Origin of the sequence: Brevibacillus sp. FSL K6-6036, assembly GCF_037964015.1 — a bacterium.
GTDB lineage: Bacteria > Bacillota > Bacilli > Brevibacillales > Brevibacillaceae > Brevibacillus > Brevibacillus borstelensis.
The window spans coordinates 4,431,057-4,446,207 of sequence record NZ_CP150173.1 but is presented as its reverse complement, the minus strand read 5'-3'; the positions used below and the strand labels follow the sequence as shown (position 1 = coordinate 4,446,207).

The 15,151-nt window shown below is 51.4% G+C and carries 14 protein-coding genes; 9 read left to right on the top strand and 5 right to left on the bottom strand.

Going from position 1 to position 15,151, the window contains the following annotated elements; genetic code table 11:
• Nucleotides 1–26 precede the first annotated feature (26 nt).
• The gene (locus NST37_RS21885; RefSeq protein ID WP_339186809.1) at nt 27–1,307 is read right to left on the bottom strand and encodes an Nramp family divalent metal transporter; all 1,281 of its coding nucleotides are present in this window, start codon (nt 1,305–1,307) and stop codon (nt 27–29) included.
• Nucleotides 1,308–1,679: 372 nt separating this feature from the next.
• Here NST37_RS21885 and NST37_RS21880 point away from each other — a divergent pair, with 372 nt between their 5' ends.
• From NST37_RS21880 to NST37_RS21855, 6 genes are all read left to right on the top strand, one after another.
• Complete coding sequence (locus NST37_RS21880) at nt 1,680–2,258, top strand: uracil-DNA glycosylase (protein ID WP_339185819.1); 579 nt, start codon at nt 1,680–1,682, stop codon at nt 2,256–2,258.
• A 220-nt stretch (nt 2,259–2,478) separates the two neighbouring features.
• Entirely contained in the window at nt 2,479–3,399 is a 921-nt protein-coding gene (locus tag NST37_RS21875; protein ID WP_339185817.1) for a peptidase U32 family protein, read from the top strand.
• A 19-nt stretch (nt 3,400–3,418) separates the two neighbouring features.
• The gene (locus NST37_RS21870; RefSeq protein WP_339185816.1) at nt 3,419–4,657 is read left to right on the top strand and encodes a U32 family peptidase; all 1,239 of its coding nucleotides are present in this window, start codon (nt 3,419–3,421) and stop codon (nt 4,655–4,657) included.
• A gap of 680 nt (nt 4,658–5,337) precedes the next feature.
• Nucleotides 5,338–5,868 (top strand): ribosome-associated translation inhibitor RaiA, encoded by a 531-nt coding sequence (raiA, locus tag NST37_RS21865; protein WP_031931718.1) that lies wholly within the window; start codon nt 5,338–5,340, stop codon nt 5,866–5,868.
• A gap of 609 nt (nt 5,869–6,477) precedes the next feature.
• Nucleotides 6,478–6,744 (top strand): CD3324 family protein, encoded by a 267-nt coding sequence (locus NST37_RS21860; protein ID WP_024984638.1) that lies wholly within the window; start codon nt 6,478–6,480, stop codon nt 6,742–6,744.
• 314 nt (nt 6,745–7,058) lie between these two features.
• Nucleotides 7,059–7,724, top strand: coding sequence for an elongation factor G-binding protein (locus NST37_RS21855; RefSeq protein ID WP_024984639.1), 666 nt, complete (start codon nt 7,059–7,061; stop codon nt 7,722–7,724).
• A 393-nt stretch (nt 7,725–8,117) separates the two neighbouring features.
• On the opposite strand, the gene NST37_RS21850 is transcribed toward NST37_RS21855, so the two are convergent.
• The 4 genes from NST37_RS21850 to NST37_RS21835 all read right to left on the bottom strand — a co-directional run bounded on the left by NST37_RS21850 (nt 8,118) and on the right by NST37_RS21835 (nt 11,008).
• A complete protein-coding gene (locus NST37_RS21850) occupies nt 8,118–8,192 on the bottom strand; it encodes a hypothetical protein (protein ID WP_275261596.1) in 75 nt (24 codons plus the stop codon).
• A 23-nt stretch (nt 8,193–8,215) separates the two neighbouring features.
• On the bottom strand, nt 8,216–8,398 hold the full coding sequence (locus tag NST37_RS21845; RefSeq protein WP_003390111.1) for a hypothetical protein: 183 nt from the start codon (nt 8,396–8,398) through the stop codon (nt 8,216–8,218).
• A 347-nt stretch (nt 8,399–8,745) separates the two neighbouring features.
• Complete coding sequence (locus tag NST37_RS21840) at nt 8,746–10,365, bottom strand: peptide ABC transporter substrate-binding protein (protein ID WP_003390109.1); 1,620 nt, start codon at nt 10,363–10,365, stop codon at nt 8,746–8,748.
• 133 nt (nt 10,366–10,498) lie between these two features.
• Entirely contained in the window at nt 10,499–11,008 is a 510-nt protein-coding gene (locus tag NST37_RS21835; protein WP_152562186.1) for a hypothetical protein, read from the bottom strand.
• Between the two features lie 165 nt (nt 11,009–11,173).
• Here NST37_RS21835 and NST37_RS21830 point away from each other — a divergent pair, with 165 nt between their 5' ends.
• The 3 genes from NST37_RS21830 to NST37_RS21820 all read left to right on the top strand — a co-directional run bounded on the left by NST37_RS21830 (nt 11,174) and on the right by NST37_RS21820 (nt 15,151).
• Nucleotides 11,174–12,793 carry an ABC transporter substrate-binding protein gene (locus NST37_RS21830; protein ID WP_003390107.1) on the top strand — a complete coding sequence of 540 codons (1,620 nt, stop codon included), beginning with the start codon at nt 11,174–11,176 and terminating at the stop codon, nt 12,791–12,793.
• Nucleotides 12,794–12,929: 136 nt separating this feature from the next.
• Complete coding sequence (locus NST37_RS21825; RefSeq protein ID WP_003390106.1) at nt 12,930–14,111, top strand: amidohydrolase; 1,182 nt, start codon at nt 12,930–12,932, stop codon at nt 14,109–14,111.
• 23 nt (nt 14,112–14,134) lie between these two features.
• Nucleotides 14,135–15,151 carry an ABC transporter ATP-binding protein gene (locus tag NST37_RS21820; RefSeq protein ID WP_003390105.1) on the top strand — a complete coding sequence of 339 codons (1,017 nt, stop codon included), beginning with the start codon at nt 14,135–14,137 and terminating at the stop codon, nt 15,149–15,151.

The window sequence follows — 15,151 nt, the reverse complement described above, 5'->3', positions numbered from 1 at the left end:
CCATGCAAGTGAGTGGCGAACCCCTTTTAAAAAAGCGTCTCAACCAGCAGAAATATATTCAAAATGACAACCAAAAGAGCGACGATCCAAGCTAATAGCGTTGTCACACGATGATTCGCCAATCCCCCCATAATGCTCTTGTTGCTCGTAAATAGAATGAGCGGGACAAGGGCAAAAGCAATTCCAAATGACAAAACGACCTGGCTTGTCACCAATGCACTCGTAGGGTTTACTCCCGAAACGATGAGCAGCAGCGGAGGAATCATCGTGACGGCTCTGCGAATATACAAGTTGATTCGCATGTTTACAAACCCTTGCATGACAATATCGCCTGACAGTGTTCCGACCGACGAGCTGGACAATCCGGCGATGAGCAGTCCAAGCCCGAACGAAAAGGATGCGACTGGGCCGACATAAGCGTTAAATTCGTGAAAGGCTGTGGTCAAGTCTTCGATGAATAGACCGTGTACATGAAACATTGCGGCGGACACGATCAGCATACTCATATTAATCGCTCCAGCGATAACCATTGCGATGACGATATCGATGCATTCAAACTTGAAGATTTGCTTTTTTTCATGATCGTTCCGTCCGATTACGCGATTTTTTGTCAGCGAGGAATGTAGATAAATGGCATGGGGCATAACCGTCGCACCCAATATGCCAGCGGCCAGCAGGATACTGTCTGTGCCTGCAAACCTCGGCATAAACAAGCTTTTTGCAATGGCTCCAAAATCCGGCTTTACCATGAAGGTCTGGACCGCGAATGCCAATACGACGACAAGCAGCATGGAAGCGATAACCGCTTCAAAGGAGCGGTAGCCCCTTCGCTGGAGCTCCAATATGGCAAACGAGCCTGCAGCCGTAATGACTGCAGCTGCAGGCATCTGAAGGCCGGATAACAAAGAGAGCCCGAGTGCCGCTCCGATAAACTCCGCTAAATCTGTCGCGATAATCACGAGTTCGCTCTGCACCCATAGAAAAAAAGACACGCCTTTAGGCAACCGTTCACGTGCTACTTCGGGCAGATTTTTTCCCGTCGCGATGCCCAGCTTTGCTGACAAGGATTGGATCAGGACGGCCATCAGATTGGAGACGGCAATCACCCAGAGCAACAGATAGCCGTATTTTGAGCCGGCTGTAATATTTGTCGCGAAGTTTCCTGGATCTATATAAGCAATAGAAGCGATAAATGCGGGGCCCAGAAAAGGAAGGAGCCTTTTTACGCCCGACAGCTCTCCTCTCAGTGCAGCCTGCGCGTTGCGGGAGTTTGTATGTCCATGTAAGAATGTCCGTTTGGTAAACATTTTGTCTTTCAATGATGTTCATCCTTTATGAATACCGTTCTGCTAGTGTCCTCATCTAGCTTTCCCAAAACTTGACTGCTTAACGGAAGATCATCATTTGCATGACAAAAGAAAAAGTCCCTTGCATTGAAGGGACAATCTTTATTGAACTTTTTTGATTGGGATATAAATATCAACCTCGGAATTCGGGAGCCAGGTCGACATAGATGTAATCAAATGCATTCCCAAGTGTATCCAGTTTCTCCTTGTGGGTAACTTAAAAAGGAGCAGCCCTCATAGGAGCTGCTTCTTCTTTGTATGCGTTTGAAACTCCTTCCTCCATCCAATCCTATTCATAGGCGGATAGCCGACAACGACGGCGGAGGGATCGCGATGGATGCAACATGCCCGGCCATTTGGCCTGAGGAGGAGCCGCCAAAGGGCGTTGAGAGCTGCATGGATTGCGGACTGTTTGAGCACGGCTCGCGGATGATTTGGGGCGAAGGGAATCCGCATGCGCCGATCATGGTCGTGCTCGACAATCCGGGAGCAAGAGAAGACCGGCACGGCAACCCGTTTGTTTGCGGCACGAGAGAAACGCTGCAAAAGGCGGCTTACGAGACAGGGCTCGGGGAAAGAGATGTGTACGTTACGTATGTATTGAAGCGCCGTCCGACCCGGGCTTATGACAAAGAAGGAGCGAGAGAAGCCTGCATGCAGCATCTGCTCGTCCAACTGCAAAGCAAAACGCCCCAGCTCGCCTTTTGTTTGGGAAATGTAGCCACACAGGCGTTTTTCGCAAACAGGGAAGCGGAGGTGAAGGCGCTGCGGCAGCAGTGGCACTTCCCCCGTGGTGTGAAAACGGCAGTTTCCTACCATCCATTGGCTGTGCGCAGACGCCCTAACCTTTGGGCCTATTTTCTGGAAGATTGGAAGTTTCTTGTGTCCGTGTATAAAAAAAGCCGTCAGTAACAAAGTGAGCCTTGGTCATCTAATCGCCCGTGGGGATGGCCAGGGCTCTGTTTTTGTATCCGTCCAGCCACCCTTTTGCCGGGAGAAGACTTCAACTGGCATTGTCATTCCGAAAATCAGTGATTTCACCGGAGAAAATGGGGGAACCCCCTGATTGAGTGGAAGCGCTTTGGTCCATAAAATGGTTCTGTTGGCCTGTCTGAAAGAAAGGATGGTTCTGATGAATTTCCACATACCGGAGTTGGTTGTCTCCGCAGGCAGCCCGGAAGAAGCAGAGAAGCTGCTTGCAGCAGGCGCAGATGCCGTAACGGTGGGAGACGGGCGGTATGCGCTGCGCGTGCCGGGCAATTTTTCCATGCCGATGATCACTGACGTTGTCCGTATCGCTCACGGGCAAGGGAAAAAAGTATATGTCGCCCTGAATGCCCTGCTGCATCAAGAGGAATTGAACGGGTTGGACGAGTACGTACGGCAGCTTGAGCAAAGTAAAGTGGATGCGGTGGTGTTCGGTGATCCGGCGGTACTCGTGGCAATGCAGAAAACAGCGCCCGGGTTGAAGCGGCATTGGAGTACGGAAACGACGTCGACGAACTGGAGAACCGTCAATTTCTGGGCGAGAAAAGGGGCGAGCCGGGCGATACTGGCCCGTGAGCTGTCTTTAGAAGAAGTCATTGGCGTGAAACAGCAAAGCCGGATTCCGGTCCAGGTCCAGGTTCACGGCATGACCTGCATCTTTCATTCAAAGCGGCCGTTGGTCAGCAATTACCTGCACATTCTGGGCAAAGGGGACAACAAGCAGGAGCAGCTGATGGTATTGAAGGAAAATACGCGCAGCGGACAGCACTATCCCATTATTGAGGATCACAACGGCACACATGTCATGAGCCATGAAGATATATGCATGCTGGAGCACTTGGGAGTTTTGATCGAAAACGGCATCGATTCCTTCTACATAGAGGCGCTGGGCAAACCGCTTTCTTACAATTGCCAGGTTGTCTCCGTCTATCGCCAGGCGATTGACTGCCTGGCGAAAAATCCGCAGGCTGCACTTGACCCTGCCTTGCTGGATGCGATCAATGCGGTTCAACCGACGGAACGGCCGATTGGTACCGGCTTTTACTTTCGAGAGCAGGTTTATTAAAGGGGGAACGGAAACTGCGATGACGAATCAGATCAGGAAAAAACCGGAACTGCTCGCACCTGCCGGCAACTTGGAAAAGTTGAAGTTCGCCGTGCTGTACGGTGCGGATGCGGTATACATTGGCGGGCAGCAATACGGGCTGCGTGCCAAGGCGGGAAACTTCACGTTTGAGGACATGCGGGAGGGCGTGGCATTCGCCCATGAACGGGGAGCGAAGGTGTATGTGGCAGCGAACATCATGGCCCATAACGAAGATTTCGCGGGGATGGCTGATTATTTCCAAATGCTGCAAAAGGTTGGCATTGACGCCGTGATCGTGGCTGATCCGGCGATCGTCGATGTGTGCAGGGAAGCGGCCCCCGGTCTGGAGATCCATATCAGCACGCAAGCGTCCGTCACCAACTGGCAGGCGGTGCAATTTTGGGCGGAAGAGGGAATTCCGCGAGTCGTGCTGGCCCGTGAGGTTTCACTGCAGGAAATCTGCGAAATCAAACGGCACGTCGATATCGAGATCGAGGCGTTCGTGCATGGAGCCATGTGCATTTCCTACTCAGGCCGGTGCGTCCTGTCCAACCACATGACGAACCGCGACGCCAATCGCGGCGGCTGCGCCCAATCGTGCCGCTGGAAGTACGATTTGTTTGCGGAGGAAGAGGGCGACATGCATCCGTTATTTGCCGAGGGTGATGAGACCTTTACGATGAGCTCCAAAGACCTGTGCATGCTGGAGCATATCCCGGAGATGATCGAAGCGGGGGTGGACTCGCTGAAAATTGAAGGGAGAATGAAAAGCATTCACTATGTCGCTACCGTTGTCAACGCGTACCGGCAAGTCATTGACGCCTACTGGGACAGCCCGGAAACGTTCGTGTTCAAGCCGGAGTGGCGGGAAGAGATCATGAAGGCGGCCAACCGTCCGCTGACCACCGGCTTTTATTTTCACCAGCCGACCAAAGACGACCAGATCTTTGGCGTGCCGCCGAAAATGACCGCCTATGATTTTGCCGGACTGGTGCTTGCCTACGATGAAGAGACGGGCATCGCCACCATCGAGCAGCGCAACCATTTCAAACGGGGGCAAGAGGTTGAATTTATCGGACCGGGACGGGAGAGGTTCATCCAGCGGATCGGCGAGATGTGGGACGAAGACGGGAACAGTCTGGACGAAGCCCCGCACCCGATGCAAAAGGTTTTGGTGAGAGTGGAGAAGCCGGTAAAGCCTTACGACCTGATGAGAAAAGAAAAAGGGACAACGTGACGGTTCGGCGAATATAATAAAATAATTGCTGTGATTGGTTAGCTACTGCGAAACAACACCTGGATATGACACAGGGGTTGTTTTATTTTTTAAGAGCATATTCAAGGAGTGGTTATGTTGAAAAAGTTCTTTGATTTTATTTGTAAGGGATTTTTTCACCCGTTAGATAAATTAATACTGCTATTTTTGGTGAGCTGGATCTCAAAACTGTTGTCAGAATGGACGGGGGTATTTTTCATTGGTGTGCCAACATTGATTTTGCTGATCATCTTTACAACGCCTCGATTTGAAAAAACTTGGTTCGCCCAAAAAGTTCTCAATCCATTAGGAAGCATTTCTGTAATCGCTTTATTAGTAATCGGAATGATTCTTATGATAACGTGAAGTTCTTTATGATGGCACTAACTGTAAGGATATACGAGATATACTCGGAGATGGCTTATCGGAGCCATTCACGCGATATACGTTTGCTTGGGAAGGTGAATAGAGGCGGAGCCACTTATTTGCGGCCGCGGCTATTTGTGGCAAATGTTTTAAATATTGCAACTGCCGAGCGGGATTTGACGCTTTTCGAGAGCGAAGTGTGATTTATCTCACACCGCTCTTTTTTTTATCACCCATAATGAGAACTAGGGAGGACAAGAAAAGCTCCCCAGAAGCCGCGAAAGGGGTTTTCGCTCATGAGATGCAATATTCACGGTGACCATTTGGTTGTTACGCCAGCTTTAAGCGAGTATGTGGAAAACAAGGTAAGCCGTCTGGAGAAATTCGATTTGCTGACCGCTTCCGACGAGTGCCGGGTAACCCTGCGCGTAACGAAGAAACGCCACACGGCGGAAATGACGATTCCGACCCCAGGCGCCATTTTTCGGGCTGAAGAATCCACCGAGGATATGTACGCATCTGTCGATCTTGTAATTGACAAGCTGAACAGACAGATTCGCAAATATAAAAACCGCTTGGAAAACCGCAACAGGCAATTGCTGACTTCTCCGCCTGAGGCGTTTGCAGAGGAACCGGCGGAAGCACAGGAGAGCGTCGTCAGAATCAAGCGGTTCGAGTACAAGCCGATGAGCGTGGATGAGGCGATCCTGCAAATGGATTTGCTCGGACACAATTTCTTTGTTTTTTCCAACGCGGAAACCAATCAGGTGAGCGTGGTCTACAAGCGAAATGACGGCGGGTTTGGCTTGATCGAACCTTCCGTATAGTCGATGTGAACAAGCTTGCGTATAAAAAAGTATGCGGGACAAAAATATCCTCTCGTACAAACAATCCGTCTGAGAGTTGAGGCCATGTCTGTAGCCGAATGAAGAGCTGCTGCTGCCCCAGATCAACAGTATAAAAGTTGATCTTGTACAAATCATTCGATGCCATCAAACCGCCCTGTGCGCCACAATGAACTGCGCCCAGGGTGTTTTTTCTTGTCTTGCAAATCAGGGAAACGAAAATGGCCGTGGCGACAGTAAAGGCCGACAGGCAACAGTTTGCGGTACGGGAACTTTTCTGAAGGAAATGGAAGAAACGAAAATTTTCACCGAATCCAGGCCTGCTATTGAACACCGAATCCGTACATGTATATGATGAAAGGGAGCGGACAATCGTTTCAAAGACAGCAAATGTCCGGGGAGGTGAGCAGCAATGGCAATAACGGGTTTGTTGCCGCATACGGCAGCCACTCATGCAAAGCCAAGTATTGGAGGCGATACTTTGCATGGGGCGGACATGAATTTTTCATCGCCCGTATGAGCATCGATCATTTCTAATCATTTGGCTTTGCCCCTTATTTCCATTCTCGAATGAATAAGGAGCGGGCAGAAATGAAATATGTAAAAGCAACCACGATTTTACCTGAAGAGCTGATCAGCGAAATTCAGAAATATATCCAGGGTGAAACCATCTATATTCCAAAACCGAAAACCACCTATGAAAAATGGGGGGCGCGTTCTGGAGGAAGAAGGGCCATCCAGGAGCGAAACAGCGCGATTAAAGAAGCGTTTAAAAAAGGAAAGACGATCCATCAATTGGCTGACGATCACTTTCTTGCAGTGGAGACGATCAAAAAGATTGTGTATACAAACAAATAGGAAAAGACGACGGAAGCGCCGGTTATCGAGGGAATCGATTGCCGGTGCTTTTTTCTTGCAGGGACGTTTCACTTTTTTCTCAAGTGTATAGGGCTCAGTATAAGCGTTCCGGTCCGCATAAACAGCTTTTGCTGCCAAAGAATCCGCTGCTGCGAAAAGGATTCAAAGGGAAGCTTTTTATATGGCGAGTTCGTTTCTAAATCAAATCCGGCATTTCTTGCGAGCAGCACATTTTTTTATAGTGAAAGGGGGCGCAAATGAACAAAGCTCCCGAGAACGAACGGACGACAAATTGATTGCAAGGAGGGAACGGTATGGTTGAACCGTTTATTCGACACCATCAATATAACTTCATTAAAAATCAGGCGGAGATCGTGCAGAAGGCGACCGTATCCGTTGCCGATCCGAAAGTGCTGGAAGCCGTAAGGTACAGCGCGGAATCAAAGGTATTGAACGCGTTTCCGCATGCTACGGAAATCCAGGTGCAATTGTTGAAGAAAATAGCTTCTCTAAAAGAGGCAGAGGATTTCAAGCAGTATGTACACTCGCTATTGCCGTATGTAATCCCGTTTCCGCAGGTGACCGAAAAACAGCTCAAGAAGCTGTTCCCTAAAAATAAAAAGCTCAAGGTTCCCGATCTGCTGACGATTGATTACCACGCAATAACGTATCTGGGCTGGATGGATGTCGCCACAAACAAGTTGTTCATCGTGTACCCTGCAAGGGAAGATGTCGTTGGGATCGAAGGAAAGTATACGATCGCAAACAGGAAAAATACGTGCTCCTTATGCAATGGGCACGGGGAAGTGGCTTTGTTTTCGGCTATCAGCAAAACAAGGATGGCTCATGTATCGCCCGATTATTACAAAGCGATTGGCAACTATATTTGCACGGACAGCGCCCAGTGCAACAAAAGGATTACGGACGTGACGGCATTGGAGCGCTTTATCCACGATATTACAGGCCGCGCAATCGACTAGTTCACCCGGATTTGGCTGTATGGAATGTCCGCCTCATCTCTCAGTCAGGTCACCGGAACAGGCGATTTTTTGCTTGCATGGGCGATTTGATTTCGACCGTATCAAAAATGCATGAGGCTTGGTCAGGGGGAGCTGCCCTGCAGAGAGGAAATTCCGATAGTCATCGTGAACGTTTACGAAAGTAACAAGCGGCAGAATGACGAAAGTTTCTCTTCCGTTCCTATCAGCGGTAGACCGGGTTTAGCTGTCTGGTGTTCAAATTCCGCATGCAGGTGATCGTCGATGAGGCCTAAACGCCTGAAATACGCTGCACATAAGAAAAACCACCTCGTCGGGTGGTTTTTTGTTCTGGTACGAGCTGTCGGAGGCACTCAACAGGGAGAGATGCTTTCGCTATTTCTCTTTTGTCAAATACAGCACCAGCTCAGTGCGGCTGTTCAGATGAAGCTTGCCAAGGATATGGGACACATAGTTTTTTACGATGCCTTCGCTCAGAAACAGTGTCTCGTCAATAGCCTCTTGCCCTGCATGACCTGCTCGGCCGCAGGGTATGTTTCCTTTACAGCCTTGGTCGCTTCCACGCCAGTCATAACGCGCATCCTGAGGTCCATGAGGATCATTTTCAAGCCATCTCGAACAATTCTCTGGTCATCGACAATCATGATATCTGTCATCTAGACACTCTCCCTAGCTGTGACATAAGGAATCTTGGCGATTACCGCAAAGCCGCGGTCTTTTTCCGAGCAAAAGCGGACCGTGCCTTCAAGCAGCTGGATTCTTTCCTCGATGCCGCGGAGCCCATGAGATTTGGATATCTCGCTGCAGCCGCTGCCATCGTCTTTTACCGGACGTGTATGAAATGGCCTCGCTTGGCTACTTCAATCTGAAAGGCACCGGGATTTCCGTGCTTCACACCGTTGGTGACAGCTTCCCGCACCGTTTTGTAAATGCAGTTTTTGATGTCCGGAATGGCGTGCTCTACGGCTTCGTCAAAAACGAGCTGGACGCCCCGGCTTCCACGCTACTTTTCGATATACGCGTACTTGAAGTAGGAACCGCCCAGCGGCAGGATGACGAAATCCTTCACCTTGTCGTTTTTCACATAGGCGTTTCCGCGGAAGTGGAGCGGAGCCAGCGGCATTTCCTCCATCAAAATCGTTTCTGCCTCAAACATCAGCTTTTTGCGCTTCTCCGGATCGGTTTCGTAGTAGCTTTGGTTCAGCAGATCGCGATACTTTTTGTTGTCAAAGCGGACTACGTTGTTGCCCCCGGCCTTGTCCTTGTACATTTCCAGAAAGTTGATCGGGTCGTTGAAATCCGCCCCCCACAGCCAGATGCCAAAATCGTACTTGCCATTTTGTACGTCGGAATTAAACACCTTCCACTCCGAGGTGCGGATCTCGATGTCGAGCCCCAGCGTTCGCTTCCACCCGTCCTGCAGGGCTTGCGCCAGCTTTTTGTCCGTCTCGCCGGTGTCATAGTAGTAGGTGACCTTCGGGAATTCCTTCAGTCCCAGCTCCTGCATCCCTTCGGCCAGAAGCTGCTTTGCCTTTTCCACATCTTCTTTGAAATAGCCGTCCGGATTCAGCCCCATGGAAATGGGCACCCAGCCGTACGCCGGAGGAACTCCAGTCTGCAGGATGTTGTCGATCAGCTCCTGGCGGTTGATGGAATAGGCGAATGCCTGGCGAATCTTTTTGTTGGTGAACGGCGGCTTTTCCGTGTTGAAGATGACGGCCTTGGTGCCGGGATTGTCCGCGACAAGGAGCCGGCCTTCTTCTTTGAGCTGTCCGACCGCGTCCGGCGACAAGCCAAAGGACGGGTAGCCGCCCCAGTCGAGGTCGCCGTTTTCAAACATGGAAAGGGCCGTGTTGTTGTCCTCGATCATAACGATTTCGATGCGGTCCAGCTTGACGCTGGCCTTGTCCCAATAGGTCGGACTTTTACTGAATGCCATCTTGGCCTTATGCTCCCACTCATCGATCACGAACGGGCCGTTCCCGACGATGGTGGCTGCTTCCGTAGCCCATTTCGGATTGTTTTCGACCGTTTCCTTATGCAGTGGATAGTAGGTGGTGAAGGAGGTAAGCTCGCGGAAAAACGGAGTCGGCGAGCGCAAGGTGAATTCGACGGTGTAGTCGTCTGTTGCCTTGACTCCTACATCCTGCGGCGTCCCTGTCCCGTTGAAGTATTCCTCGCCGCCTTTGATGTAGAAGAGCTGGTAGGCGTAAGCTGAGGCGGTTTTGGGGTCGAGATTGCGCTTGATCGCGTATTCAAAATCGTGTGCGGTGACGGGATCGCCGTTGCTCCACTTGGCATCCCTGCGGAGGATAAAACGAAACTGGGTAAAATCGGGGGTATTGGTAAAGCTCTCGGCAACTGCGTTGATCAGTTCTCCTTGCCGATTCACAGCGGTTAAGCCTTCAAAGGCAAGATTGATCATATCCATGGAAGACGCATCTGTCGCGATGCCCGGGTCCATCGTCGGCGGTTCCCCGGTGATGCTCCAATGCAGTACCATCGGTTCGGTTGAAGACGTTTCGGAAGCAGGCTGAGCATTCTGTGAAGCATTCTCGCTGCAACCCGTTACAAGACTAAAGAGCAAAGCCGCGGCGGACAAGGCTGAAAACCATTTTTTCATGCTTTTCCTCCCAAATTGTCTTTGTCATTGCTAAAAGGATAAGGTGGAAAAATGATTATGTCATTCACCGTGATGTATAAATATAAGCCGAAATTAGCTCATAAAAAGTCAGTAAATTCATACAATTTGTCCCTTAACGAATAAAACGCATGGAAGAGGAGGTTTTGACTCGGGATAGCAAGGCAGCCGAAAATCCAGAAAGAAAATTTTTTTCAGGGCTGCCGGCTGGCGTAAATAGCGTCAACCGGGCGTGAACAGCAGTAAACTGGCGCGACCTGGCGTAAACTGGAGCAAACGCCGCAAACACTGCAAATACTGCAAACCATTGCCGATGCTGCAACCGCTGCAAACTGCCGCGAACGTCGCAACCGCTGCAAATGGTCGCCAGCGCTGCAAACGCGACAAACTGCACAAATCGTCGCGAGCTGCCGCAAACGCGACAAACGACAAACTGCTGTTGCTGCAAATCATAGAGAAAGGCATCTGAACGCAGGTGTCTTTTTTTCTTGACTGAACTGCCAGAGTAACGAAAAAGGGCATAAAGAAGCCATTTTAACGAAATATGACCTTCCGGTTGTAAAAAAATTTTCTTTATACTATTTTCAAATGTAAAAAAATTTACTATAATCCACCTTAAAGTCAATTCGACAAATTAATAAGATTTTCTATTTTTCGACATTATCAAAATCTCTCGGCGAGGAGGAGCTGACAAAAAAGTGGTTTGACATGAGGCTTGCAGCTTTCATCAGGAATGACAACTTGGAAGTTACCCGGCACCAATTTCAGGAGAAAAAAAGGGGGAGTTGTAATGAAGAAGCTTGCTATCAAGACGTCTGTTGTTTTATTGGCTGCACTGTTAGCGCTTACAGGATGTTCGTCCGGTTCCAATCCGTCCGATAAATCGTCGGAAAAGTCCGCAAGCGAGAAAATACTCGTAGTGGGACGGGGCGGAGACACAGTCACCCTCGACCCGGCGCAATCCACAGAAGACGAATCAAATCGCGTGACAGAGGAAGTCGTCGAAACCCTGGTTACATACAAAAAAGGGACCTCCGATCTGTCTCCTCTGCTGGCCAAGAGCTGGGAGGTTTCACCCGATAAGCTGTCGGTGACCTTCAAGCTGGAGGAAAATGTAAAGTTCCATGACGGCACCCCGTTCAACGCTGATGCAGTCGTGTTCAACTTCGAGCGCTGGTGGGACCCGAACCATCCGTACCATCAGGGAACGTTCTCGATCTTCAAAACGGATATGGGCGGATTCAAAGGCGATGATTCTACCGTGATCGAAGGCATCGAGAAGGTAGATGACCATACGGTACGGGTCAAGCTGAAGCACCCGTTTGCCCCGTTTGTCGCGATGCTGACAGAACCGCAATACGGCATCGTTTCGCCGGAGAGCTTGAAGAAGAGCAATGGTCAGTTTAAAGACCAACTGATCGGAACCGGGGCCTTCCAGTTTGTAAGCTGGACTCCAAACGACAAGGTCGTTCTCAAGAAAAATCCGGAATACCGCGTTCCTGGCTTCCCGAAAGTAGACCAGCTGATCTTCCAGGTAATCAAAGACAACTCGGCTCGTCTGAATGCATTGAAGTCGGGGCAGATCGACCTGATGGAAGGGGTCAATCCTTCCGATGTCAGCTCTCTGGAAAAGCTGCCCAATCTGAAAACGTACACCAGCGCGAGCAACAACGTCGGCTATCTGTCTTTCAACACCAAGCAAAAACCGTTTGACGATCCGCGCGTCCGTCAGGCGATCAGCATGACTATCGACAAGCAAGCGTTGATCGACGCCTTCTACTACGGACAGGCGGAGCCGGCTGTAACGATTCTTCCTTCGGGGAGCTGGGGCTTCAACAAGGAATTGAAAACCTATCCGGTTGACATCGAGAAAGCAAAGCAGTTGCTGGCCGAAGCGGGCTATCCAAACGGCTTCCAAACGGAACTGTGGGCCATGCCTGTCGCCCGTCCGTACATGCCGCAGCCGGAAAAAATCGCAACGGCCTTGCAGGCGAGCATGAAGCAGATCGGTGTCGACGCCAAAATCGTTTCGTTTGAATGGGCGACGTATCTCGACAAGGTACAGAGCGGCGAAGCGCCAATGGCTCTCTTGGGCTGGTCCTCCGCTACCTGGGACCCGACGACGATGATGTACACGCATCACCGTTCCACGGACAGCGTGCCGACCAACAATATCTCAATGTATAAAAATCCAGAAGTGGACAAGCTGCTCGATGATGCACTACAGGAGCCCGATCAGGAAAAACGGGCGGAGATGTACAAAAAAGCGCAGGAAATCATCTATCAAGACGCGCCGATCAACCCGCTGGTGCACTCGACTCCGGTGCGGGCGGCTAGCGCGAGGGTAGCGAATTACGTTCCGCAGGTTACCTACGGTCCGCAGTTTACGGATGTAGATCTCACCAATTAGAAAACGCCTGCACGGTTTTGCAAAAACGTGAGGGCAAAAAATAGAGAGCTGCACCTGCATGTCTTGCGGCAACGCGTGCAGGTGCGGTCACCTTACGGGGAAAGAATGACGAAGCGCGAGGAGGAGACGGTGCCCGATGAGTACGACACGCGATCATCTGGAGACTATGGCAGAGCAAATCAAGGAACAAGTCATTGCATGGAGGCGTCACCTTCACGAAAATCCGGAGCTTTCGTATGAGGAAGTGAACACCTCCCGCTTTATATATGAAACGCTGCAAACGTTTGAGGGACTGGAGCTGTCGCGGCCGACTGAAACGAGCGTAATGGCCCGGCTGATCGGCAGCGAGCCGGGAAAAACATTGGCGATTCGGGCCGACATCGACGCATTGCCGATCCCGGAAGAAAATGATTTTTCGTTTGTTTCCAAAAATCCCGGCGTCATGCATGCCTGCGGACATGATGGACACACCTCGATCCTGCTCGGGACGGCAAAGATTCTGGCCGGCATGCGCGAGCAGGTAAAAGGGGAAATCCGCTTCCTGTTCCAGCACGCCGAAGAGCAGTTCCCTGGCGGAGCGGAGCAAATGGTCGAGGCGGGCGTGATGGACGGCGTCGACATGGTGATCGGGCTTCATCTGCATTCTCCGCTGGAGGTAGGGTACGTGGCCGTCAGTGCGGGGCCTTCCCACGCGGCTGCCGATACGTTTGAAATTACGGTGTTGGGCAAAGGCGGGCATGCCGCGCAGCCGCATGACACGGTAGACAGTCTGGCTGTAGCCGCGCAGGTCGTAACGAATCTGCAATATGTGGTCTCGCGCAATACGGACCCGATCGAGCCGCTCGTCCTCTCTGTGACCAAAGTGACAGGGGGAACGGCCAACAACGTCATTCCTGGCGCTGTCCACCTGGGCGGTACAGTCCGCTTGTACAATCCCGAGGTGCGCAAGACGATTCCCACTTTGATGGAACGCGTCATCAAAGGCGTCACCGAGGCTCACGGAGCGTCGTACGAGTTCCATTACACGTACGGAAATGCCCCGGTCATTAACGACAATGAGCTGACGGCAAAAGTGAAAGAAACGTTGGTCGAGGTATTCGGGGCAGATCAGGTTCAGCCGCTGATTCCTACGATGGGCGGAGAAGACTTTTCTTCTTTCCTTACGAAGGCGCCCGGCACGTATTTCTGGGTGGGAGCGGGCAACGTGTCCAAAGGAATCGTCCATCCGCATCACCACCCCCGCTTTACGATTGACGAGGATTCGCTTGTCATCGGCGTCAAAGCGTTTACGAACGTTGCACTTTCACTGCTCAAATAGCTTGGACAGAAAGGGATAAAACGATGGCTCCACTACTATCTGTGCGTGGTTTGCAAACCTATTTTTTCACTGACGACCTGGTTGTCAAATCCGTTGATCGTGTAGATCTCACGCTGGACGAAGGGGAAATCCTGGGTGTCGTCGGAGAGTCCGGCTGTGGAAAAAGCGTCACATCGCTGTCGATCATGGGGCTTGTGCCCAACCCACCCGGCAAGGTGGTCGGCGGGGAAATCCAGTTTGAAGGCAGGGACCTGCTCAAGCTGTCGGCAAAAGAGATGCGCGCCATCCGCGGCAATCAGATCGCGATGATTTTCCAGGAGCCGATGACCAGCCTGAACCCGGTCTTCCGCATTGGCGAGCAGATGTGCGAGACGATTCAGCTGCATATGGGGCTGAAAAAGAAAGAGGCCAAAGAGCGTGCCATCCAGTTGCTGAAGCAGGTAGGCCTGCCGAGGGCAGAGCAAGTGGTCGACGAATACCCGCATCAGCTTTCTGGAGGAATGCGCCAGCGCGTCATGATCGCCATGGCGATGGCGTGCAATCCCAAGCTGCTGATTGCCGACGAGCCGACGACCGCGCTGGACGTGACGATTCAGGCGCAAATTCTCGATTTGATGAAGCGCATCTCCAAGGAGTCGGGAACAGCCATCATGCTGATTACCCACGACCTTGGCGTGGTGGCGGAAATGTGCCACCGGGTCGTCGTCATGTACGCCGGCAAGGTCGTGGAGGAAGCGGATGTCCACACGCTGTTCTCCGACCCGAAGCACCCCTACACGCAGGGACTGCTGCGGTCGATGCCGACGCTGCACGAGCGAAAGGACAGGCTCGACTCGATCAAGGGCAACGTGCCCATACCGGCGGAAATGCCCAAAGGCTGCAAATTCGCGCCGCGCTGCGAGCATGCCTCCGAAATCTGTCTCGGGGAGGAGCCTGTGCTTCAGCAGGTGGGCGGCGCCAAACCGCACCAAGTGCGATGCTGGCTCTTTGCGGAAGAACGACCTTCTCACCTGGCGAACCCGGAAGCGAGGAGCGAGTGA